Source organism: Rhizobium sp. YTU87027 (assembly GCF_050644135.1).
Classification (GTDB): domain Bacteria; phylum Pseudomonadota; class Alphaproteobacteria; order Rhizobiales; family Rhizobiaceae; genus Rhizobium.
This window is the reverse complement of the sequence record NZ_CP098441.1, coordinates 132,754-155,554: the sequence shown is the minus strand read 5'-3', so window position 1 is coordinate 155,554 and position 22,801 is coordinate 132,754. Positions and strand designations below refer to the sequence as shown.

Here is a 22,801-nt window from a genome sequence, read left to right as displayed (position 1 = left end):
GCAAAGTACGAGAGAGCCGGCCGCAAAGCGGTCGTCTGCGCACTGGGGACGACACTATGAAGTACACAACAGAAACGATGGTGGTCGCAGTCGGGGCATTCCTAGCATTGCTGGGTGCAGCCTACGCCCACGATCATCTTTTTGCAGTCCATATGGGCATACTTTCCTTCTGCCTTCTCGTTGGCACCGTACTGCTGATGAGGAACCTGGATTTCTCACCGGCGGGCAGGGTGCCAAAGGTCGAGGCCTCCGGCTACTTCGACGAGGTCATTCGATATGGCTTGATCGCGACGGTCTTCTGGGGCGTCGTCGGCTTCCTCGTCGGCGTGATCATCGCGCTGCAGCTGGCTTTCCCCGACTTGAATATCGCGCCGTATCTGAATTTCGGACGGCTGCGTCCTGTTCATACGTCCGCGGTCATTTTCGCGTTCGGCGGAAACGCTCTCATCATGACCTCGTTCTATGTCGTACAACGCACCTGTCACGCGCGCCTGTTCGGCGGCACTCTGCCTTGGTTCGTCTTCTGGGGCTACCAGCTCTTCATCGTGATGGCGGCGACCGGATATGTGCTGGGCATCACCCAGGCACGCGAATACGCCGAGCCGGAATGGTACGTCGATATCTGGCTGACGGTTGTCTGGGTCGCGTATCTCGTCGTCTATCTGGGAACGATCCTGAAGCGCAAGGAACCGCATATCTACGTCGCGAACTGGTTCTATCTCGGCTTCATCGTGACCATTGCGATGCTTCACGTCGTAAACAACCTTGCGGTTCCAGCATCGTTCCTCGGGGCGAAGAGCTACTCCGCGTTTTCGGGCGTGCAGGACGCGCTCACACAGTGGTGGTACGGCCACAACGCCGTCGGTTTCTTCCTGACCGCGGGCTTCCTCGGGATGATGTATTACTTCGTTCCCAAGCAAGCCAACCGTCCCGTGTACTCCTACCGCCTGTCGATCATTCACTTCTGGGCGCTGATCTTCATGTACATCTGGGCCGGCCCGCACCATCTCCATTATACCGCGCTGCCCGACTGGGCGCAGACACTCGGCATGGTGTTTTCCGTCATGCTGTGGATGCCTTCCTGGGGCGGCATGATCAACGGCCTGATGACGCTCTCGGGAGCCTGGGACAAGATCCGAACCGACCCAATCATCCGCATGATGATCGTCGCCATCGCCTTCTATGGGATGTCGACCTTCGAAGGCCCGATGATGTCGGTGAAGACCGTCAACTCGCTCAGCCACTATACCGAATGGACAATCGGTCACGTGCATTCCGGTGCCCTCGGATGGGTGGGTATGATTACCTTCGGAGCGGTCTACTACCTGACGCCCAAGCTCTGGGGACGAGACCGGCTCTACAGCCTGCGCATGGTAAACTGGCACTTCTGGCTCGCCACCCTCGGCATCGTCATCTACGCAGCCGTTCTTTGGGTTGCCGGCATTCAGCAGGGTCTGATGTGGCGCGAGTACAATTCTCAGGGCTTCCTCGTCTACTCCTTCGCCGAAACCGTCTCCGCAATGATCCCCTACTACGTGCTGCGCGCAGTTGGCGGGACGCTGTACCTGGCAGGCGGCATCGTGATGGCGTGGAACGTCTTCATGACGATCCGTGGACGCATTCGCAACGAAGCCGCTATCCCGACCGCTTACGTGCCCCAGGCACAGCCTGCCGAGTGAGGTGAAAAATGGCATCGATATTAGACAAACACCAAATCCTCGAAAAGAACGCCACGCTGCTTCTCGTCGGCTCGCTTCTCGTGGTCAGTATTGGCGGCATCGTCGAGATCGCACCGCTGTTCTACCTGCAGAACACGATCGAGAAAGTCGAGGGGATGCGTCCCTACACGCCGCTGGAGCTGGCCGGGCGGAATATCTACATCCGTGAGGGCTGCTACCTCTGCCACAGCCAGATGATTAGGCCGTTCCGTGACGAAGTGGAGCGCTACGGACACTATTCGCTGGCGGCCGAGTCGATGTACGACCATCCCTTCCAGTGGGGTTCGAAGCGTACTGGTCCGGACCTCGCCCGTGTTGGTGGACGCTACTCGAACGAGTGGCATGTTCAGCATCTTTCCGATCCAAGGGCCGTCGTTCCCGAGTCGATCATGCCGAAATATGCCTTCCTCAAGGAGCAGGAGATAACCGTCAAGGACGTCGGAATGGATCTGAAGGCCAACGAAGACGTTGGCGTTCCCTACACCGCCGACATGCTTGCGAACGCCGAGTCCGACATGAAGGCACAGGCGGATCCGAACGCGGACACGACGGAACTCCTGGCTCGCTACCCGAAGGCGAAGGTCGGCGATTTCGACGGCGACCCTGCCAGGCTCACGGAAATGGATGCCCTCGTTTCTTATCTGCAGATGCTCGGAACGTTGGTCGACTTCTCGACCTACGACGATGCGACCGGCTACCGTTGAGGTGATCTGATGGAAACTTACACAGCAATGCGGCACTTCGCCGATAGTTGGGGCCTCGTGGCAATGGCCGCGTTTTTCGTAGGCGCGGTCGTCTTCACGCTTCGTCCGGGTAGCAAGCAGACGGCAAAAGAGGCCGCCGATATTCCCTTGAAGGATGATTGAGATGTCGGAAAAACATATCGATGAAGTCAGCGGCGTCGAAACCACCGGACACGAATGGGATGGCATCCGCGAATTGAACAACCCGATGCCAAGATGGTGGGTGTGGACATTCTACGCAACGATTCTGTGGGCCATCGGCTATGCCGTCGCATACCCTGCGATCCCGATGATCACCTCGACGACGAAGGGACTTCTTGGCTTTTCGAGCCGCGCCGAGCTTCAGCAGGACCTCGACCTGGCGAAGGCGGGCCAGGTGAAGTTCCACGACATGATCGCTACGAAGACCGTACAGGAAATCGATGCGGATCCAGGCTTGCGCGAGTTCGCTATTGCAGGCGGGGCATCGGCCTTCAAGGTCAACTGCGCCCCTTGCCACGGTTCCGGAGCAAGTGGTGGCCCAGGCTTCCCCAACCTGAATGACGACGACTGGCTATGGGGCGGCGATCTCGACTCGATTGAAAAGACAATCGCGCACGGAATTCGCTTCGATGCGGACGCCGATACCCATGTTTCGGAGATGCCGGCGTTCAAGGAGATTTTGGACGCAACGCAGACAGAACAGGTCGCAGCTTACGTGTGGGGGCTGACCAACACTCCATCCAAGCCGGAGCTCGCTGAAGCTGGAAAGCAGGTGTTTGCCGACAACTGCGCCGCGTGTCACGGAGAGGACGCGAGAGGCAAGGTCGATATGGGCGCCCCCAATCTCGCCGACGCGATCTGGCTCAAGGGACGTGGTGAAGATGCAATCATCCGTCAGGTCAATTCGCCAAAACACGGAATGATGCCCGCTTGGTCCGCAAGGTTGGGGGAGACCACGGTGAAAGAGCTCACAGTCTTCGTCCACTCGTTGGGCGGCGGGACGTAAGGAGGTCACAATGACAAACCACGATCACAACCCACTCCTCGGTCTCTACGGCACTCCGCGCGCCGTGATCCATTCGCGCGTATCGGCACGCGCGAAAACGGCACCGCCTGTCAGTGAACAGGACGACCCCGAAAAGATCGGCAGTTCGATTGTGAATTTGACCTGCCTCAAAGATCACAAGACCACAAGCCGCTAAAGTGGCGCCTGTCCAGTCGAGGATGTGAGCGCGCATCCTCTCCCAGTATAGACTTTGGGCCGCATCTCCTCGGATGCGGCCATTTTTTTGACGATCGCCCTGCCGCCAGTCGCCGCCTTCGAAGGGCCGGCAAACTACGGAAAAATACCGCGCACGGCGCGATCCGGGTCCGGCGTACCAACTGCGACACGTCCCGCGCTAGGCGACCTCCTGGCGGTTTGACCTATCTCAAAGACGGCAGCCACACCAACCTCTAAGACTCCTGCCGTCCAGTGGAGGTTGTCGCGGATCTTCTTCCCCCGCGGATCTTCCGGGCCACGCCGCCTCTCTCCAAGGCGTGGCCCTCCTTTTTCCGGTCGCTCCGCACCGTTGATGTGGCTCAAGGAACAACAAGCCCAAAGGCCGTTCTGCGCTGCTTGTCCAGTTCCGTTAAGGCCGCGTCTCCAGAGCGCGGTTTTTTTCACGAATTGCCCGTTCTTGATCTGCGTCAAGGAAGGGTGGTCGAGAAGCTGCAAGAACGGGCAGGTTAAATTCGGACACCTCCCATGAACCTATATACCGCGCCAGATCCCGAGAATATCGAACGGTTGAATGCCGAGCCCGTCAACGCCCGCCGAAACCGTCAGCCGCTCTACGCCGCCAGAAAGAAAGTATTTCCCAAAAGAGCTGAAGGTCGATTTCGTCGGTTCAAATGGATCGTGATGCTTATCACGCTTGGCATCTACTATCTCGCGCCGTGGATCCGCTGGGATCGTGGCCCGTATGCCCCCGACCAGGCCATTCTGGTCGACCTGTCGTCACGGCGTTTTTTCTTCTTCTTCATCGAAATCTGGCCGCAGGAATTCTACTACGTAGCGGGCCTGCTTGTGATGGCCGGTTTTGGCCTCTTCCTGGTGACGTCCGCAGTCGGACGCGCCTGGTGCGGATACGCTTGTCCTCAAACGGTCTGGGTCGATCTGTTTTTGGTCGTCGAGCGCGCGATCGAAGGCGACCGCAACGCCAGAATGAAGCTCGACGCCGGGCCATGGAGCTTCGACAAGATTAGAAAGCGCGTTGTGAAGCACGCGATCTGGATCGTCATTGGCGTTGCCACGGGCGGAGCCTGGATTTTCTATTTCGCAGATGCGCCTGGCCTTGCTTCTTCACTGTTTACCGGACGGGCCCCTGCCGTCGCTTACGCGACCGTCGCTATCCTCACGGCAACGACCTACGTGCTTGGCGGCCTGATGCGCGAGCAGGTCTGCACCTATATGTGCCCCTGGCCGCGCATTCAGGGCGCCATGCTTGATGAGAACTCGTTGGTCGTGACCTACAACGACTGGCGCGGTGAAACCCGCTCGCGTCACGCAAAGAAGGCCCAGATCAACGGAACAGCCGTCGGAGACTGTGTCGACTGCAACGCCTGCGTAGCCGTCTGTCCCATGGGGATCGACATTCGAGACGGCCAGCAGATGGAGTGCATCACCTGCGCTCTTTGTATCGACGCGTGCGACGGGGTCATGGACAAACTTGGCAAGCCTCGCGGACTGATCGCATACGCCACCCTCAGCGAGTATGCGAGCAACATGGCCCTTGCCACCGACAACGGACGCACACAGGTCCAGCCCACCAAAGTGCGGAATGCCGACGGAACGTTCGTGGAGGCGATCCGGCACTTCAACTGGCGCATCATCTTTCGTCCGAGAGTGGTGTTCTACGCGGTCGTCTGGTCGTTGATTGGCATTGCCATGCTCGTGCATCTGGCATTGCGGGACCGACTCGAACTCAATGTCGTCCATGACCGAAACCCTCAGTATGTGCTGGAGAGCGACGGTTCGATCCGAAATGGCTACACGCTCCGCATCCTGAACATGGTGCCGCAGCCCAAGCGAGTACAGGTCAGCCTTTCCGGTCTTGAAGGGGCGACGATGCGCATCCCTGAATTCGGCAAAGAGGATGCCCGCAGCTTCACGGTGGACGCTCAACCCGACGTCGCCACCTCGCTGAAGGTATTCGTCACACGCAAGCAGACGGGGGCCGCGGTCAACGAGTTCCTTTTCGTCATCGAGGACGCCGACCATTCCAATCGGGCGACCTACCGCGCCGCCTTCAACGCCCCAGGAGACGTCAAATGACCACTCGCGCTCAAGGCTTCACTGGCCGACACATGCTTCTCGTCACGTCCGCCTTCTTCGCGGTCGTCATTGGGGTCAACGTTACGATGGCCTGGTTCGCATCGTCGAGCTGGAGCGGTCTGGTGGTGGAGAACACTTACGTCGCCAGCCAGGAATTCAACCGCAAGGCCGAGGCCATGAAGGCGATGGCGGCATCGGGCATTGTCGGTGAACTCTCGCTGAAGGACGACGTGATCCACTATGACATCCGCAATAGGGATCGGTCTCCTGCAGCGGTCGACGAGGTCACCGCGAACTTCAAGCGCCCGGTCGGCGACCACGAGGACTTCCAGCTGCCGTTCAGCAAGGTGGGCGAAGGACGGTTCGAAGCGCGCCATCGCCTCGCGTCAGGCGACTGGATCGTTGAGGTGATCTCGCGCAAGGGCGACGCCATCGTCATGCATGAAGCGGCTCGCATCGACACGGCGGGGTTCGGCCAATGACATGCTGCGACCTGAATGCCGAGAGCGTGCTGGCAATGAGCGAGACAGCGTTCAGCGCCGAGGAGATCGCGCTTGCAAGCCACCCGCTGGGGGACGGCCTCCGCCAGCTCGACCTCAGCGTCCCCGACGTCCATTGCGGTGCGTGCATTTCGACTATCGAGAGGGCGTTATCGGCGCTCCCCTACGTTACAAAGGCAAGGGTAAACCTTACCTCTCGGCGAGTGACGTGCATTTACCGGCAGGAGTCTGATAAGCAAACGACAGATCCGACTGGGATCATCTCTGCAATCAACGCAGCCGGATATCGGGCGCATCTTTTCACCCCCATCGCCTCGGAAAATGACACAACGAGGAATCAGCTCCTGCTTGCCGTCGGAGTATCCGGTTTCGCAGCCACGAATATCATGCTGCTGTCGGTTTCGGTGTGGTCGGGGGCGGACGCCGCGACTCGTGACATGTTCCATTGGATCTCCGCGTTGATCGCGGCCCCAGCCCTGGTTTACGCCGGGCGCTTCTTCTTCCGGTCGGCATGGAACGCGCTCAAGCACGGGCGGACCAACATGGACGTGCCCATTTCCCTGGCGGTCACACTCTCGTACGCGGTTTCGCTGTGGGAGACCATGCACCACGGCGAGCACGCGTGGTTCGACGCATCGGTTTCGCTGCTGTTCTTTCTTCTCATTGGAAGAACCCTCGATCACATGATGCGCGAAAAGGCTCGCGCGGCGATCAATGGCTTGGCAAGACTGGCTCCCCGCGGGGCGCTGCAGCTGATGGCCGACGGATCACGGCGTTACATTCCAATTGAGGACATAGCGGTTGGTGACGAAATCGCGATCGCGGCCGGGGAGCGCATTCCGGTCGACGGAATGATCATCAGCGGAGAAAGCGACATTGACCTCTCCATCGTTACCGGCGAAAGCAGCCCCGTGGCCGTCGCCGGCGGGAGCCAGGTCAGCTCCGGCGCCATGAACCTGACTGGCTCGCTCGTCGTGCGTGCGACAAAACTTGCAAAGAACTCCCTCCTCGCAGAGATCATCAATCTGATGGAAGCGGCCGAAGGCGGCCGCGCTCGCTACCGCCGCATCGCCGACCGGGCTGCGTCCCTCTACTCGCCGGCAGTCCACCTTCTGGCGCTTGTCTCATTTCTCGCCTGGGGCTTTTTCGGCGGCGACTGGAAGCATGCGATGCTGGTCGCAGTGGCCGTTCTTATCATCACTTGCCCGTGCGCACTCGGCCTTGCAGTCCCGGTTGTACAGGTCGTCGCTGCGGGCGAACTCTTCCGAAAAGGGGTCATGGTGAAGGATGGCTCGGCGCTGGAAAGACTGGCAGAGGTCGACACGGTTGCCTTCGACAAGACAGGCACGCTGACCATCGGTGTGCCACGGCTTGTTACGACCACGGCCTTGGATGAGACGTTCATCGCGAAAGCCAAGGGCTTGGCGGTTCATTCGCGCCATCCACTGTCGCAGGCCCTTGCGCGAAGCGGGGGGCCGGCTCCGATGCCATTCGATCGGGTGAGCGAGATTCCCGGCGGCGGCCTTCAGGCTTCTCGTGCAGACGAGACCTATCGACTGGGCAACGCGGCCTTCGCAGACGCCACCTCGGCATCGCCAAGTGATGACAGCCCCTTTTCCGAGGTCGTGCTGTCGAGAAACGGCGAAGTCCAGGCCCGCTTCCTCTTTGAGGACACACTTCGACCGGGTGCCAGGGAAGCCGTCGATGAGCTCAAGCTGCGCGGATATGAAACGGTGATCGTCTCGGGCGACCGTCAGAGCGTAGTCGACAACACGGCTTTGGTGCTGGGTCTCGACAAGGCCTTGGGTACTCTCGCGCCACAGCAGAAGGTTGAAGAGTGCCAACGGCTCAGTGCCGATAGCCATCGGGTTCTGATGGTTGGCGACGGCATCAACGACGCCCCGGCGCTCGCTGCAGCCCACGTTTCGATGGCTCCCGCCACGGCGTCCGACATCGGTCGCCAGGCCGCCGATCTGGTCTTCTTCAACGAACGGCTGGAGGCCGTGCCCCAGGCTATCGCGGTCGCGAAACAAGCTGCGAAGCTCATTCGCCAGAACTTCGCCCTCGCGATTGGCTACAACGCGTTGGCGGTTCCGATCGCGATCGCAGGATATGCAACGCCGCTGCTCGCCGCGGTGGCGATGTCCACCTCCTCGATCATCGTCGTCACCAACGCACTGCGGCTAAACACACTCGGCATGCGCCAGCGTCGAGAACGAACGATAACGACGACGAGAGGGGTCAATGCAGCATGAACATGTTGATCTACCTGATCCCGATCGCGCTGCTGATGGGCGGTATGGGGCTCCTTGCTTTCCTTTGGTCGCTTAAAAGCGGCCAGTACGAGGACCTTCAGGGTGCCGCCTGGCGTGTGCTCGCGGACGATGAAAACGAACCGACACCATAACGGTTGCCTCACGCAGGAAAGGAAGGACGATGCTTGCAAGAAATCCCGTGCTTTCGCGATCCGAGTTGCTCGCAGGATTGGATCAAGAAACGGTGGAGACGCTATCGGCATTGGCCGAAGTGCGAACATTCTCTCCCCACGAACAAATCGTCGAAGAGGGCCAGAAAGCCGAGTTCATCTTCTGCGTCACCAGCGGGCTCGTACGCCTTACAAAGAAGGAATCGGCCGGCCGCGAAGCCGATGTCTCCATCTGCGAACCCGGAGACGTCTTCGGGGAATACCTCGTTGCCGGCGGCGCCACATACGCACATGGTGCCTGGGCGGCCGAGTTTACGGAAATCGTGATGTTCGATCTCAAGCGCTTGCGATCACTCGCGCAGCAGCATCATGGTATTCAACGAAACATCATACACATAATGGCGCAACATCTCCTCGGCGCGCTCGATTGCATTGCAGGAGATCGGCTTCACACGGCGGCCCAGCGGGTCGCCAACTACCTCGTCGCCCGATGCCCACCTTCCGTTTCGCGTGTCACATTGCGCCTGCCCTATCAGAAACGAATACTGGCGGGAAAGCTGGGTCTGGCCCCCGAAGCCCTCTCGCGCGCGTTTGCCGCACTGGCACCATTGGGCGTCGCCGTCAAAGGCAAGAACATCTACGTCGAGAGCGTGAGCCTATTGAAAGACGCCTGTTAGCATCGCGAACTATCACCGCAAAGTCGCCTAGAGGTGATTGACCTTGATCGATGTCGTCGTAATGGCCGCCGCCCTTTCCTCGCCCCTCTAATCTTCATTCTTGAGAATCAGGATCCAATCGCCATCACCACCGCTGTTTTCCGCCCCAGCGCGAAACGATTCGAGCCTTTTCGCGCGAAGGGGTGATCCGCTCGCTTCGAAGCCACGCCCCTTGACAGGATCCCACCAGATCGCGCGAACCTGCTTCCGTTCCAACTGCCCCATATTCAAAGTGATCGATCGGTCTTCAGGGATGTAGACAAGCGCCGTCAGGCGATCCGGTGAACGTGCTGCGACACTGCGCTTTTGACCGCTTCCGATCCCGCCGACCAGAAATTCATTGTCGACATCAGGCACAAAATCCTGCCATTGCACATGCGAGAAAAGATCCCGCAGTTGCGTCATGCTGCGAGCGCCTTGGCTGTCCAGCGCATGTTTCCAGCCCCGGGGCACGGGAAACTCATCGGTTCCGTCTAAATACCAGATGGGCGAATTTCCGAATATCTGACCGGATGCACCGGTCAGCAATGCCTGGTAAGCCTGCCCCCTCAGCCTCTGTGTCGAGATACCGGGTACATTTTCATATTGGCTCTCAAGGAGAAAGAAGGGCAGGATTGGCTTTCTCAGATATTGGTCTCTCGCTTCCGGAAAGACCGGATCCCATGTGTAGACATTGTTCAGCTTCAGCCATGCCTCGCTGCCCCAGAGATCCGCACCGGCCGTCCCGTTCGCGTTGTGCGAGGTTTGCAGCGCGTCCGGATCAGTCTCCTGAATGCCGTTGGCGACCGCCCGCACGAGATCAAGATCCGGCGGGTTGGTGTCGCCGTTGATGACCCAGAGCACATTCCGGAAGCGGCTGTAGCGGGCTCCGACGAACCTGCCATAGGCATGCATTTTCTCGGCGCCGGCCGCCTTTATTTCCTGGTACCATCCCTCCGACCCGCCGCCGGCGCCGGTGTAGGACGGTGCCAGCAAGACCAGCAGTCCGAGTTCGGACGCACGTGCGACGATCCAGTCCGCATAGGCGAAATAGGCCTCGTTGGGCATATCGAATCTGCCCGGTGCGAGGAACGGCGCGTCGCCATAGGCATTTGCCGGCGCATTGGTGGCGAAGCGATGCTCGATCAGGTTCACCAGTATTGCGTTGAACCCCCGCGCCTTGCGGTCGAGCAGATAGGCGTCGACATCCTCTCGCTTCAGCTGGGCTATCAACGACCAGGCCGTGTCGCCGTTAATCAGAAAGGGCGTACCCGCCGAATCGACCGTGTATCGTTGGTTCTGCGATATCTTCAGAGGGAACTGTGGGATGACCACGCCAATTCCTGGCAGAACTGTCTCGATATCGACAGGGCGATCTTTCTGCACGGTGTGAACGCTGGCGGCCCTGGTCCCCTGATTACCCGATATTGCCGATAACGCACCCAAACCCAGCGATAGCGCAAGCACGAACCGCACCGCGACCTTGCCTTTCATAATGGCCTTTGCTCCCGACATCTGGCGCGCCTTATGCGAACATGACCATCTCTGCCGGCGCGCCAAAGCGCCCGTCATCGATTTCGCCCATCATCGGTTCGCCAGGTAAAGAGACAACCGGCCGACGACAGCCCTCTTTGACCCAATTCAGTTGGAGAGGAACTGTTGCGTAGATGTGATGCCGGAACAAGCTGCCTATTTGTCGGTGCGGATCCCGGCGAGCCGATCCTTTTGAAGCTGTTCACATCATCAGAAAGACATAGATCGCGGGCATTGACGCCTGGATCGGCAAAGACATGCTCGACGGCAGAGCGAACCCTTCGAGCGGCAGCCATTGGCGCGACATCGCCTCCGGCATTGGCTTGCCCTTCGGTTTCTTCTGATGGATGTCTGTTTTCAGTCCGTTGCCCCGAAGACATTCCTCATTGGTCTTCGAGCGATACGCTGTGACGGCCCAGACAGTCGAGGCGGTATTGTCTTTGGAGACGCATTGCGCAGCTTTTTTTTGCGCTGACGGTCGGGCCTGGTTTATAGCCTGGAAGTCGCCAAAGGAGATTCCGCCTTGAACACGTGACGCCATTATTGCGAATTTTTGGCTTAGTCCTGAGGTTACGGAGATCGATGAGGCCGCTTTGTCGAGAACCCTGCACAGATCCGCGCTGATGAAAGAAGCGCTCTGTAGGGCCAATCATAGGGCCAAGAGGAGATTCCAATTTCAGAGTCCTGATAAGGAAGACAGGTGATTTCGCAAATAATTTCAATATGGTGCGAGCGACCGGATCGAAACCGTATGACCGGAATCGAGGGATTTTAAGCCACCCATCGAAAGGTTAAGGGTGACTGCGACCGGCAGTCGAGCTTCCATTCCTAACTTTGGATTTGCAATCCTGCCTGTGGCGTTGGCAAAAATCCTGCGCTATTTCTCCGTTGCAAGTTCGCAGCGGGACGATTGAGCGAAATGGAATCCGATCGCATTCTAGTAGTCGATGATGACGCCCGGATCAGGCAGATGCTGATCCGTTACTTCGAGGACAACGGCTACCGAGTGCATGCCGTGAGCAACGGCTCCGCCATGCGCGCGGAACTCGCGAAGGCAACATACGCCGCGGTCTTCCTCGATCTCGTCCTTCCGAATGGAGAAAACGGCCTGGAGCTATTGAGGGAGCTTCGCAATACGTCCGACGTGCCAGTGCTGATGCTGACAGGCCAGGACGACGTCACGGACAAGGTTGTCGGACTGGAAGTGGGCGCCGACGACTACATAGCCAAGCCGTTTCATCTGCGCGAACTTCTGGCCCGCTTACGAACCGTCTTGCGTCGACGCACGTCGGCGACGCTTCCATCGCGCGCTCCGGCCGAGGATGAGGAAAGCCTCCTCTTCGACGGTTGGCGGCTGGATCTCGCTCGCAGACGGCTCACCGCTCCGAGCGGCGGTGACGTGCCTCTCACCACGGGGGAGTTCGACATGCTTCTGGTGTTCGTTCGCAATTCCGGCCGCGTATTGTCGCGAGAGACGCTCATGGACCAGACAAGAAACCGAAACCTGGAAGCCTTCGACAGGGCGATCGACGCCCAGATCGTGCGACTGCGCAAGAAGATCGAAGTGGACCCGAAGGCGCCGGCTCTGATCCAGTCGGTCCGTGGGGTTGGATATGTGTTCACGGGTCGCCTAAGTCGTCAGTAATTGATCCGCATCAATGTTCGGGTGATGAACTCCGCTAGTCTCCGGGCGCACAAAGGCGTCTAAAGACAATGGCTATTTGGATTCTCTTCGCGGTCATCACGACCGCAACAACAGCAGCACTTCTTCACCCGCTGGCCTCCGGCGGTCGCTCCCGGCGGCCAGGCGAAACGCAAATCGCGTCCACGGTTTATCGGAACCAGCTTCTCGAGCTCGAACAGGAAAAGGAAGCCGGGCAGATTGCGCCAAGCGAGTATGAACTCGCCCGCGCTGAAACCGCCCGCCGTCTTCTCAGGGCCAAGGACAAGGCGCCAAAGCAGGCGATGTGGCCGCGAAGCCATGTGTGGCTCAGGGTCTCAATCATATCGCTGCTTCCGCTTTTGAGTATCGGCGTGTATGTCGCCATTGGTTCGCCGGCGCTACCTTCGCAACCGCTGCAGGCTCGCTTGAGAAATCCCGGCCAGGACGTTGCGATCCTCATTCAAAAGACCGAGCAGCACCTCGCTCAGGACCCCGCCGACGGACGTGGTTGGGATGTGATCGCCCCGGTTCTGCTCAAGATGGGCAGAGCGGGTGATGCAGAGAACGCCTACCGCAACGCCGTTCGGATTCTGGGGCCAGGCGTTCCGCGTCTCGACGGTCTCGCAGAATCATTGATGGCGCAATCGGGAGGCACTGTGACCACACAGGCGCAGGCCGTATTGCGCCAGGTGCTCGCGCTTGAGCCCGAAAATCCGCGGGCGCGGTTCTACCTTGCGCTGTCGCTGGAGCAGGCAAACGACAAAGTCGGTGCACGACAGGCGTTCGAAGCGCTTGCTGCGACGTCGCCAATGACGGCTCCTTGGATGCCGCTTGTAAGGGAACACATCGCCGTAAACGGCGGCCCTCATATTGAAGGACCCGAAGAGACCGACACGGCAGCGGCCGGGTCGATGCGCCCTGATCCAAAACCCGAGATGATCCGGAAAATGGTCGACAGTTTGGATGCGAGGCTGACCGCCGACCCGAATAATCTCGACGGTTGGTTGAAGCTGATCAGGTCCTACGCGGTCCTCAAAGAGGACGGACGGGCGCTGGCGGCGCTCAAACGAGGACTGACAGCGTTTCCGGCAGACAGCGAAAAAGGCGGCGAACTCGTATCGCTTGGGCGCGAGCTTGGCATTTCCATGGAAGGAACAACCAGATGACGCGCAAGCAGAAACGCTTGGCAATCATCGCTGGCGGCATGAGTTTCATCCTCGCCGCGGTGCTGCTCGTCATGTTCGCCTTCAGCCAATCGGTTGCCTATTTCTACATGCCGGCAGACATTGCAAAGAATCCGGTGCCGCTTGGAACGCGCATCCGTCTCGGCGGCCTTGTCGGCGAGGGCAGCATCGTGCGGGGCGAGGGCTCGACAGTGCAATTTGCCGTCACCGATGCGACGGGTGACCTTGTGAGGGTCCGCTATACCGGCATTCTGCCCGATCTCTTTCGGGAAGGTCAGGGCGTCGTGACCGAGGGCCGCTTCGAGGCGGGCAGCGACGTCTTCACCGCCGATACCGTGCTTGCCAAGCACGACGAGAAGTACATGCCGAAGGAAGTCGCCGACAAGCTGAAGGCGCAGGGGCTCTGGAAGGAAGGGGAGGCGGCGCAATGATCATCGAGATCGGCCACTACGCTCTCATTCTCGCGCTGGCGACGGCGCTTGTGATCTCGGTTGTTCCGGTCATCGGTGCAAGACGCCTCGACCGCGCCATGATGGACGTCGCCTCCGTCGGCTCCGTGGCGATGTTTGCACTGGTCGCCTTCTCCTTTGCCGTCCTGACCTATGCCCATGTGGTTTCGGACTTCTCGGTCGAAAACGTCTGGGAGAACTCGCACTCGCTGGTCCCGCTGCTCTTCAAGTTTTCCGGCGTATGGGGCAATCACGAAGGCTCGATGATGCTCTGGCTGCTGATCCTGGCGCTGTTCAGCGCGCTGGTTGCTGCCTTCGGGGGCAATTTGCCTGACACGCTGCGGGCCAATGTCCTTGCCGTGCAGGCCTGGATCTCGGTCGCCTTCATTCTGTTCATCCTGCTCACGTCCAACCCGTTCATGCGCCTGGATCCGGCGCCAGCCGAGGGCAAGGACCTCAACCCCGTCCTGCAGGACGTCGGCCTCGCGATCCATCCGCCGCTGCTCTACCTGGGTTACGTCGGCTTCTCGGTCTGCTTCTCCTTCGCCGTGGCAGCCCTTCTCGAAGGGCGTATCGATGCCGCCTGGGCGCGCTGGGTACGGCCGTGGACGCTGGCTGCCTGGACCTTCCTGACGCTCGGCATCGCCATGGGGTCTTACTGGGCCTATTACGAGCTCGGCTGGGGTGGCTGGTGGTTCTGGGATCCGGTCGAGAATGCATCCTTCATGCCGTGGCTTGCCGGCACCGCGCTTCTGCATTCGGCGCTCGTCATGGAAAAGCGCGAGGCGCTGAAGATCTGGACGGTTCTGCTCGCCATCCTGACGTTCTCGCTGTCGCTGATGGGCACCTTCCTTGTGCGCTCCGGGGTTTTGACCTCGGTGCATGCCTTTGCCAGCGATCCCTCGCGCGGCATCTTCATCCTGTGCATTCTGCTTGTCTTCATCGGCGGGTCGCTGTCGCTCTTCGCATTCCGTGCCCCGCTCCTGTCGGCCGGCGGCTTGTTCGCGCCGATTTCGCGCGAAGGGGCGCTCGTCCTCAACAACCTCATTCTGACGGTGGCCTGCGGCACGGTGCTGACCGGCACGCTCTATCCGCTGCTTTTGGAGACCATCACCGGCGACAAGATCTCGGTCGGACCGCCGTTCTTCAACATGACCTTCGGGCTCTTGATGGCGCCGCTGCTGGTCATCGTCCCCTTCGGCCCGCTGCTGGCCTGGAAGCGCGGCGACTTGCTTGCTGTTTTCCAGCGGCTCTATCTGGTCGCGATCCTGGCCTTCATTGCGGCCGTTGTGTTCTTTTACGTCGAGCATGGAGGGCCGGTGCTTGCGGTGGTCGGGCTGGCCGCGGGGCTATTCCTGGTTTTCGGGGCGCTTGCTGATCTTTGGTATCGCGCCGGCGTGGGCAAGGTTGCGGCTTCCGTTGCCTGGAAGCGTCTTGCCGGACTGCCGCGCTCGGCTTTCGGCACGGCGCTCGCGCATGCCGGGCTTGGCGTTGCCGTCCTCGGCATCGTCGCGGTGACCACCTTCGAAACCGAGCATGTCGTCGAGATGAAGCCCGGCCAGACCGTGGACGCCGGCGGCTATTCCGTGCGGTTCGACGGCATGACGCCGGCCACAGGCCCTAACTACAGCGAGGAGCGCGGTCACTTCACCATCAGCCGCGGCGGCGTCGAGGTTGCCGATGTCTGGTCGTCCAAACGGGTCTACACGGCGCGGCAGATGCCGACGACCGAAGCCGGCATTGTGACGTTCGGCCTCAGCCAACTCTACCTGTCGCTCGGCGATCCGACGAACGACGGCGGCATCGTCGTGCGCATCTGGTGGAAGCCCTTCATCCTTTGTATCTGGGGTGGCGCGGTGATCATGGCGATTGGCGGGTTCGTTTCGCTGAGCGACCGGCGCCTGCGGGTCGGGGCTCCAAGCCGCAGGGCAAAGCCGGCGCGCCCGGCCATGGAGCCGGCGGAATGATTAGGCGCCTCCTCGTCGTACTGGCGGTCGTTCTGTCGACCACGCCGGCCTTTGCCGTCAATCCGGATGAGGTTCTGGCCGATCCTGGGCTCGAGGCGCGGGCCCGGGCGATCTCCGCGGAACTGCGCTGCATGGTCTGCCAGAACCAGTCGATCGACGATTCCAATGCCGAGCTCGCCAAAGACCTGCGCTTGCTGGTGCGCGAGCGGCTCACCGATGGCGACACCGATGAGCAGGTGATCAACTACATCGTCTCGCGATACGGCGAGTTCGTCTTGCTGAAGCCGCGTGTCAACGCACGAACGATCTTGCTGTGGGCAGGACCCCTGCTGCTTGCCGGGGTCGCTTCCGGAGTCCTCGTAGCCGTTGCAAGGGGAACGAGGGGCAAGACCGTCGTCGTGCTCAGCGATGAGGAGAACGCCGAACTAGAGCGCCTGCTCGCCGCGAAGTTTGACGGAGATCAAAGCCGGGCCGATGCCGAGCCTCTATCCTGATTGACGCATAACAAGATAATGAGGGGCAGGACCATGCAGGCGAAGGACATAATGACCACGAACGTCGTCTCAATCAGCCCAGCAGTCGGTGTGCGCCACGCCGTCGCGGTCATGATCCAAAACAATATCAGCGGGCTTCCCGTCGTCGATGACGAGAGCCGAGTTTGCGGCATGCTTACCGAAGGCGACCTTCTCCTGCGCAGAGAGATACGACTTGCGCCGCGCGCCGTTCGGTCCGCCGAACTCATCTCGGAAATCGATCTGGAGCGCTATATCTGCAGCCATGGATGGAGCGTCGCGGACGTCATGTCTCAGGACGTCATCGTCGCGCGGCCGGACAGCGAAGTGTCGGACATCGCCGAAAGCCTGCAGGCGCATCGGATCAAGCGGCTGCCGATCGTCGAGGACGGCAGACTGGTAGGAATAGTCAGCCGCCGCGACATCTTGCGCATAATCGTTGAAACGCCGTCCGTAACACTGCCACGAGAAGACGAATCCATTCGTCTTGCCATTCGAACCAGGCTGCGCGCCGACCTTGGGCTGACGCCTCAGAAGATTCAGGTGTCGGTCGCTAACGGACAGGTGACCGTAGATGGCCAGGTTGAATCGGATCTTAAGCGCAAGGCCATAAAGGTTCTGGTCGAGAGCCTCGGAATCGGTGGATACCGCGACCGGCTCCGCGTCACGCCCTCCGCAAACGAATGACGTGGCGGACAACCAGCCGGCGGTAACCGCCTCTTTGCGCAACGCTAAAAATCAGACGTCTGGCCGCTGACCAAAGGAGGGGGCGGCGTCGATCGCAGGGTTGATCTCGCGTGAGAGGCTGTTTTCGTCCAACGGTCCGACATGCCTGTGCGTTATCCGTCCCGTGCGATCAATCACAAAAGTCTCCGGAACCCCGTACACGCCCCAGTCCATCGCGTTTCGTCCCGCATTATCGACGCCGATGGCAGCGAACGGATTTCCGTTTTCCTCAAGGAAGGCCAACGCCTTCTCCGGTGCGTCCTTGTAGTTGACGGCCACCAGCTTGACGCGCGGGTCCTTGGCGAGCTGCATAAGTGCCGGATGTTCCTGCCGACAAGGGACGCACCACGATGCGAAGATGTTCAGGACGACGACCTGATTTTCGAAGACGCTATCGTCGAGCGCCGGTGTCTGTAGGCCCGCGAGCGGGGGAAGGTTCACTGCCGGATGCTGCTGTCCGATAAGTGCGGAGGGAATCGTCGTCGGCGAGTACCCCTTTACGGATTCGCGATAGAGAGTATTCGCGACAGCGCCGGCGATTCCCAGAAACACGATCAGTGGGAGACCGGCCACAACGTAGTTACGCATGCGGACGCTCGTCGCGTGGCCGATGACGGCGAACGGGTGCAAGGACTCTCACTTGTCGACGGTAGCTTCGGCCGGCAAGCCAGACCTTGAGAGCCGTTGCCAACATCACGGTAAACGTCAAGGCGTACGCCGCGACCACATAGTGCTCGTGATCCATTTCAATTCTCCTTGTGAACTGCAGCTCTTGCTGCGAGCCTGTGTTGTGCGATGAGCTTTCTTCTCCAGATCTCGTTTCTGATCGACGCCAGGTAGAGCGTGAAGAAGAGCGTGACGAACGCGAGGCCCATGACCATCAATGGCCGCAGGAATTCGATGTCGAGCGCCGGTCCATCCAACCGGAGAACGCTTGCAGGCTGGTGGAGCGTATTCCACCAATCGACGGAAAACTTGATGATCGGGATGTTCACGAACCCGACGATGATGAGAACCGCAGTGACGCGCGCGGCACGCGTCGGCTCATCGATCGCCCGGTTGATGGCGACGAGACCGAGATACATGATGAACAGGATAAACATAGAGGTCAGGCGTGCGTCCCAGACCCACCATGTGCCCCACATCGGCTTGCCCCAGATCGCTCCCGTCACCAGCGATACGAAGGTGAATGTGGCGCCCAGCGGCGCTGCGACCCTGGCAGCAACATCGGCCAATGGATGTCGCCATACGATGGACCCGATCGCGTTGGCGGTCATCACGGTGTAGCAGAGCATGGCGATCCAGGCCGACGGGACATGGACGTACATGATCCTGACCGTCGAGCCCTGTTGGTAATCCACGTCGGAGCTAAAGCTCAGATACAAGCCTCCCACAAGACAGAGCGCGGTGAAAGCCAGCAGGAAGGGAAGCACGCGCTCGGCGACCTCCAAAAACCTGGTGGGCTGGGCCAAACCGACAATGGTGCTTTTCAATCGGGCGTATGGGTTCATGCGTGCATGCCTTAGCGCCAAACTCGCCCCCGCTAATTGATCCCGATCAATGAAGAGATGAAAGCAAGCAACTGCTGCCATTTTACTCTTCGCAGAGAGGGTAGGCCGACCCGACACCTGGACGCGGATCGATTTAAGATGTGAAACGCCAGTTGCTTGACCAAGATCAAATACGACCGCGTCAGCCTCCTGTACCGATCGCTTCGCAGAAGGAGCAGATGATGGATTTCGAAGCATTTTTCAAAAGCGAGTTGGACGGGCTTCACGCTGAAGGCCGCTATCGCGTTTTTGCCGATCTTGAGCGTCACCGCGGCAGCTTTCCGCGCGCCACGCGGCACACGCCAGACGGCCCGAAGGACGTCACGGTCTGGTGCTCCAATGACTATCTCGGCATGGGCCAGCACCCGAAGGTGATCGAGGCGATGAAGAATGCCATCGATCACTGTGGCGCGGGTGCGGGAGGCACCCGGAATATCTCTGGCACCACCCACTACCACGTTCTGCTCGAGCGCGAGCTCGCCGACCTGCACGGCAAGGAAGCGGCGCTGATCTTCACCTCGGGCTATGTCTCCAACTGGGCGGCACTCGGCACGCTCGGCGCCAAGATCCCCGGCCTCATCATCTTCTCCGACGCGCTGAACCACGCCTCGATGATCGAAGGCATCCGCTATGCCAAGTGCGACAAGGTGATCTGGAAGCACAACGACATCCATGATCTCGAAGCCAAGCTGGCGGCCGCCGATCCGACGGCGCCGAAGTTGATCGCGTTCGAATCCGTCTATTCGATGGATGGCGATATCGCCCCGATCAAGGAGATCTGCGACCTCGCCGACAAGTACGGCGCGATGACCTATCTCGATGAAGTGCATGCCGTCGGCATGTACGGACCGCGTGGCGGCGGCATTGCCGAGCGCGAGGGGCTGATGGATCGCCTGACGGTCATCGAGGGCACGCTCGGCAAGGCGTTCGGCGTCATGGGCGGCTACATCGCCGCCTCGACCGCCCTTTGCGACTTCATCCGCTCCTTTGCCTCCGGTTTCATCTTCACGACGGCGCTGCCACCGGCCTTGGCTGCCGGTGCGGTTGCCTCGATCCAGCATCTGAAGGCCAGCCCGTTCGAGCGGGCGCGGCATCAGGATCGGGTCCGCAAGCTCAGGGCCCTGCTTGATCAGCGCGGCATTCCGCATATGCCGAACCCGAGCCATATTGTCCCGGTCATGGTCGGCGATGCCGCCAAGTGCAAGTGGATCTCCGATCTGCTGCTCGACAATTGCGGTGTCTACGTGCAGCCGATCAACTACCCGACGGTGCCGAAGAAGACCGAGCGGCTGCGCATCACCCCGACGCCGCTGCACAGCGATGCCGACATCGAGCATCTCGTCGACGCCCTGCATTCGCTCTGGTCGCGCTGCGCGCTTGCGCGGCAGGTGGCCTAGTTGCCTTAGGCCTGGTCCGAGGCAAAATCGCGGGCGATGTCGCGACCGATCGCCCGCAGATGGTTTGAGATTTCGGACCTCAAGTGGTCCCGTGGACCAAATTCACGCAGAATTTCCTGAGCACGGGTTGCCGCGGGTTCCTCGCGCGGCTCTCCCACAAAGTAGCCCGTTCCGACCGACCACATATCGCATCCGGCACCGAGCAGCGCCTCCACCAGGGAGGCCACACGCGCTGAAGAAGACGCCGACGATTCTACCAATGCCCGGTCCTTGACGCGAGGTTCTTCCGTGCGCCTTCAGGGGAAAACGCATCCCATAAATAGGGCTCATTCACTTACGAAGGGTTAAGTGCAGCACCGACGAGCCGCAGGCGCGGGATGGGGTACGACGTTCTGCGCCGGCGGGCAGAAACCCAGGACCGCTCCATTTGCCAGTCGAGTGAGCCCAAGGGCGTCCGGCCTCGAAAGCGCTTTCCGATAATTGATCATGATCAAAGACGCCACAACCCGTCAGGTGGACAAGGGCACCATCACATTTTTTCGGAGATCAAGGCTTTGATGATAGCTCAGCACGACCGACAGACTGCCAGCCTCAAGGACCAGTCGCTTGAACGCGACGACGCAAGCCGTCATCTACCGCCCTCACGAAAGCAGGCCGCGGCGAGCCTCGTGCAACTTGCTCCTTTTCTCAGACATCATCGCGGGCTGACGATCTGCGCGGTGCTGGCACTCACCTGCGCCGCGTTGATTTCGCTCTCTCTGCCGATGGCCGTTCGTCGCATGATCGACAACGGTTTCGGGCAGGCAGACGGGGCGTTCATCGACAGATACTTTCTCATGGTGATGGCTCTGGCTGTCGCATTGGCCGTAGCCAGCGCGCTCCGCTACTACTTCGTCACCACGCTCGGTGAGCGGATCGTGACCGACCTTCGCTCCAAGGTCTTCGACCACATCGTTCGCCTTCCGGCTCGGTTCTTCGATTCCAATCACTCGGGAGAGATAGCCTCGCGCCTGACGGCAGACGCGACCCAGATCAAAGCGGCGGTCAGCCTGTCGGCGTCCGTGGCTCTGAGAAACTCGATTCTCTGTGCGGGCGCGCTCGGCATGATGTTCGTCACCAGCCCGCGCCTATCCACGATCGCGATCGGCGTCATTCCGCTCATAATCGCGCCGCTCATCTACTTCGGACGGTCCGTGCGCAAGAAATCGCGCGCCGCACAGGATGCGCTTGCCAGCGCATCGGCTTATGCCAGCGAAATCATCGCGGCAAATCGAACCGTCCAGGCTTTCAATACGGAGGATGCCGCCCGACAAAGATATGCCCGCGACGTCGAGCTGTCCTATGACAGGGCTGTTATCGCGGCGCGTGCGCGCGCGTGGCTGACGGGCGTTGCAATCGCTGTGATCTTCAGCAGCGTTGTCGGCGTGCTCTGGTTAGGTGCCCAAAGCGTCCTCGTTGGCACGCTGTCTGCGGGAAACCTGAGCCAATTTCTGATCTACTCGGTTATCGCGGCAGGATCATTGGGCTCGCTTTCGGAGGTGTGGGGAGAACTCGCGCAGGCCGCGGGCGCCGCCGGCAGGTTGTTCGACCTATTAAATGAAGAGACACAACTACCCGAGTCGGGGGCGTGCGTACCGTTGAAGGGTCCGGTAACAGGCGGCATCGAAATCTCCGACCTGCATTTCTCCTATCCTACCGCCCCAGAAAAAGAGGTTCTCGCCGGACTGTCGATGAATGTCGCTCCCGGAGAAACGATTGCGTTGGTCGGACCTTCAGGCTCAGGCAAAAGCACGGTGTTTTCGCTGTTGCTCGGGTTCTACCACGCCGATGCAGGCAAGCTTTCGATCGATGGAAGGGATCTGCGGTCGATTTCTCCGCACGATCTTCGAAAGGAAATATCGATCGTTCCACAGGATGTCACCATATTCGCGAGCTCGATCTTCGAGAACATCGCATTCGGGCGTCCGGACGCCACACGAGAGGACGTCATTGCCGCCGCCACAAGGGCTCAGGCGCACGGTTTCATCAACGCGTTGCCAAACGGATACGATACGGTGGTCGGCGAGCGGGGGCTCACTCTTTCCGGCGGACAACGGCAGAGGATCGCGATTGCCCGAGCCATTCTGAAAGACGCTCCAATCCTGCTTCTCGACGAAGCCACGGCGTCGCTCGACGCGGAGAACGAGCAGTTGGTTCAGCAGGGGCTGGAGCAACTCATGGACAATCGTTCCACGATCGTCATCGCGCATCGGCTCGCAACGGTTCTCAGGGCGGACCGAATTCTGGTGATGGACGGAGGCCGGATCGTCGAGCAGGGCACGCATTCCTCGCTTCTGCGCGGCGGGGGGCTCTACAAGCGTCTGGCTGAACTGCAGTTCAAGACACCGGACGGTCCTGAGCATGAGAAGGATGCCGCATAGGAGCGTAGCGAAAGAGCGGCA

24 protein-coding genes are annotated in these 22,801 nt (G+C 60.1%); 18 read left to right on the top strand and 6 right to left on the bottom strand.

Annotated elements, in window-relative coordinates; genetic code table 11:
* Positions 1-56: 56 nt before the first annotated feature.
* The 10 genes from ccoN to NBG89_RS19465 all read left to right on the top strand — a co-directional run bounded on the left by ccoN (position 57) and on the right by NBG89_RS19465 (position 9,361).
* Entirely contained in the window at positions 57-1,679 is a 1,623-nt protein-coding gene (gene ccoN, locus NBG89_RS19510; protein ID WP_431323790.1) for a cytochrome-c oxidase, cbb3-type subunit I, read from the top strand.
* Between the two features lie 8 nt (positions 1,680-1,687).
* Positions 1,688-2,422 (top strand): cytochrome-c oxidase, cbb3-type subunit II, encoded by a 735-nt coding sequence (gene ccoO / locus NBG89_RS19505; protein WP_431323789.1) that lies wholly within the window; start codon positions 1,688-1,690, stop codon positions 2,420-2,422.
* 9 nt (positions 2,423-2,431) lie between these two features.
* On the top strand, positions 2,432-2,584 hold the full coding sequence (locus NBG89_RS19500) for a cbb3-type cytochrome c oxidase subunit 3 (protein ID WP_088705395.1): 153 nt from the start codon (positions 2,432-2,434) through the stop codon (positions 2,582-2,584).
* A 1-nt stretch (position 2,585) separates the two neighbouring features.
* Complete coding sequence (gene ccoP / locus NBG89_RS19495) at positions 2,586-3,449, top strand: cytochrome-c oxidase, cbb3-type subunit III (RefSeq protein ID WP_431323788.1); 864 nt, start codon at positions 2,586-2,588, stop codon at positions 3,447-3,449.
* Positions 3,450-3,459: 10 nt separating this feature from the next.
* Complete coding sequence (locus NBG89_RS19490; protein WP_088705397.1) at positions 3,460-3,645, top strand: hypothetical protein; 186 nt, start codon at positions 3,460-3,462, stop codon at positions 3,643-3,645.
* A 545-nt stretch (positions 3,646-4,190) separates the two neighbouring features.
* Positions 4,191-5,759 carry a cytochrome c oxidase accessory protein CcoG gene (gene ccoG, locus NBG89_RS19485; protein WP_431323787.1) on the top strand — a complete coding sequence of 523 codons (1,569 nt, stop codon included), beginning with the start codon at positions 4,191-4,193 and terminating at the stop codon, positions 5,757-5,759.
* Positions 5,756-6,241 carry a FixH family protein gene (locus NBG89_RS19480; protein WP_431323786.1) on the top strand — a complete coding sequence of 162 codons (486 nt, stop codon included), beginning with the start codon at positions 5,756-5,758 and terminating at the stop codon, positions 6,239-6,241. Before ccoG ends, NBG89_RS19480 begins: the two co-directional genes overlap by 4 nt.
* Complete coding sequence (locus NBG89_RS19475; protein WP_431323785.1) at positions 6,238-8,514, top strand: cation-translocating P-type ATPase; 2,277 nt, start codon at positions 6,238-6,240, stop codon at positions 8,512-8,514. The genes NBG89_RS19480 and NBG89_RS19475 overlap by 4 nt, the downstream gene beginning before the upstream one ends.
* Positions 8,511-8,666: a cbb3-type cytochrome oxidase assembly protein CcoS gene (gene ccoS / locus NBG89_RS19470; protein ID WP_088694157.1), complete on the top strand. Its 156-nt coding sequence runs from the start codon at positions 8,511-8,513 to the stop codon at positions 8,664-8,666. The genes NBG89_RS19475 and ccoS overlap by 4 nt, the downstream gene beginning before the upstream one ends.
* 29 nt (positions 8,667-8,695) lie before the next feature.
* Entirely contained in the window at positions 8,696-9,361 is a 666-nt protein-coding gene (locus tag NBG89_RS19465) for a Crp/Fnr family transcriptional regulator (RefSeq protein WP_431323784.1), read from the top strand.
* A gap of 87 nt (positions 9,362-9,448) precedes the next feature.
* Here NBG89_RS19465 and NBG89_RS19460 read toward each other — a convergent pair whose 3' ends face one another.
* The gene (locus NBG89_RS19460; protein ID WP_431323783.1) at positions 9,449-10,894 is read right to left on the bottom strand and encodes a DUF4038 domain-containing protein; all 1,446 of its coding nucleotides are present in this window, start codon (positions 10,892-10,894) and stop codon (positions 9,449-9,451) included.
* A gap of 220 nt (positions 10,895-11,114) precedes the next feature.
* Positions 11,115-11,453 carry a hypothetical protein gene (locus NBG89_RS19455; protein ID WP_431323782.1) on the bottom strand — a complete coding sequence of 113 codons (339 nt, stop codon included), beginning with the start codon at positions 11,451-11,453 and terminating at the stop codon, positions 11,115-11,117.
* A gap of 378 nt (positions 11,454-11,831) precedes the next feature.
* Between NBG89_RS19455 and NBG89_RS19450 the strand changes: the two genes are divergently transcribed.
* The 6 genes from NBG89_RS19450 to NBG89_RS19425 all read left to right on the top strand — a co-directional run bounded on the left by NBG89_RS19450 (position 11,832) and on the right by NBG89_RS19425 (position 17,374).
* A complete protein-coding gene (locus tag NBG89_RS19450; RefSeq protein ID WP_431323781.1) occupies positions 11,832-12,557 on the top strand; it encodes a response regulator in 726 nt (241 codons plus the stop codon).
* A gap of 68 nt (positions 12,558-12,625) precedes the next feature.
* Positions 12,626-13,741 carry a c-type cytochrome biogenesis protein CcmI gene (gene ccmI, locus NBG89_RS19445; RefSeq protein ID WP_431323780.1) on the top strand — a complete coding sequence of 372 codons (1,116 nt, stop codon included), beginning with the start codon at positions 12,626-12,628 and terminating at the stop codon, positions 13,739-13,741.
* Positions 13,738-14,190: a cytochrome c maturation protein CcmE gene (ccmE, locus tag NBG89_RS19440; RefSeq protein ID WP_431321824.1), complete on the top strand. Its 453-nt coding sequence runs from the start codon at positions 13,738-13,740 to the stop codon at positions 14,188-14,190. Before ccmI ends, ccmE begins: the two co-directional genes overlap by 4 nt.
* Complete coding sequence (locus NBG89_RS19435; RefSeq protein ID WP_431323779.1) at positions 14,187-16,175, top strand: heme lyase CcmF/NrfE family subunit; 1,989 nt, start codon at positions 14,187-14,189, stop codon at positions 16,173-16,175. Before ccmE ends, NBG89_RS19435 begins: the two co-directional genes overlap by 4 nt.
* Positions 16,172-16,669, top strand: a complete 498-nt coding sequence (locus NBG89_RS19430; protein WP_431323778.1) for a cytochrome c-type biogenesis protein — start codon at positions 16,172-16,174, stop codon at positions 16,667-16,669. Before NBG89_RS19435 ends, NBG89_RS19430 begins: the two co-directional genes overlap by 4 nt.
* Before the next feature lie 33 nt (positions 16,670-16,702).
* Positions 16,703-17,374 (top strand): CBS domain-containing protein, encoded by a 672-nt coding sequence (locus NBG89_RS19425; RefSeq protein ID WP_431323777.1) that lies wholly within the window; start codon positions 16,703-16,705, stop codon positions 17,372-17,374.
* Between the two features lie 51 nt (positions 17,375-17,425).
* Here NBG89_RS19425 and NBG89_RS19420 read toward each other — a convergent pair whose 3' ends face one another.
* The 3 genes from NBG89_RS19420 to NBG89_RS19410 are packed head-to-tail and all read right to left on the bottom strand — an operon-like array spanning position 17,426 to position 18,924.
* Positions 17,426-18,001, bottom strand: a complete 576-nt coding sequence (locus tag NBG89_RS19420) for a DsbE family thiol:disulfide interchange protein (protein WP_431323776.1) — start codon at positions 17,999-18,001, stop codon at positions 17,426-17,428.
* Positions 17,994-18,158 (bottom strand): heme exporter protein CcmD, encoded by a 165-nt coding sequence (gene ccmD, locus NBG89_RS19415; RefSeq protein WP_431323775.1) that lies wholly within the window; start codon positions 18,156-18,158, stop codon positions 17,994-17,996. The genes NBG89_RS19420 and ccmD overlap by 8 nt, the downstream gene beginning before the upstream one ends.
* A gap of 1 nt (position 18,159) precedes the next feature.
* Entirely contained in the window at positions 18,160-18,924 is a 765-nt protein-coding gene (locus tag NBG89_RS19410; RefSeq protein ID WP_431323774.1) for a heme ABC transporter permease, read from the bottom strand.
* Between the two features lie 221 nt (positions 18,925-19,145).
* Between NBG89_RS19410 and hemA the strand changes: the two genes are divergently transcribed.
* Entirely contained in the window at positions 19,146-20,360 is a 1,215-nt protein-coding gene (gene hemA / locus NBG89_RS19405) for a 5-aminolevulinate synthase (protein ID WP_431322705.1), read from the top strand.
* 5 nt (positions 20,361-20,365) lie between these two features.
* On the opposite strand, the gene NBG89_RS19400 is transcribed toward hemA, so the two are convergent.
* A complete protein-coding gene (locus tag NBG89_RS19400; RefSeq protein WP_431323773.1) occupies positions 20,366-20,620 on the bottom strand; it encodes a hypothetical protein in 255 nt (84 codons plus the stop codon).
* A 297-nt stretch (positions 20,621-20,917) separates the two neighbouring features.
* On the opposite strand from NBG89_RS19400, the gene NBG89_RS19395 reads away from it, so the two are divergent.
* Positions 20,918-22,780, top strand: a complete 1,863-nt coding sequence (locus NBG89_RS19395; RefSeq protein WP_431323772.1) for an ABC transporter transmembrane domain-containing protein — start codon at positions 20,918-20,920, stop codon at positions 22,778-22,780.
* Positions 22,781-22,801: the final 21 nt, after the last annotated feature.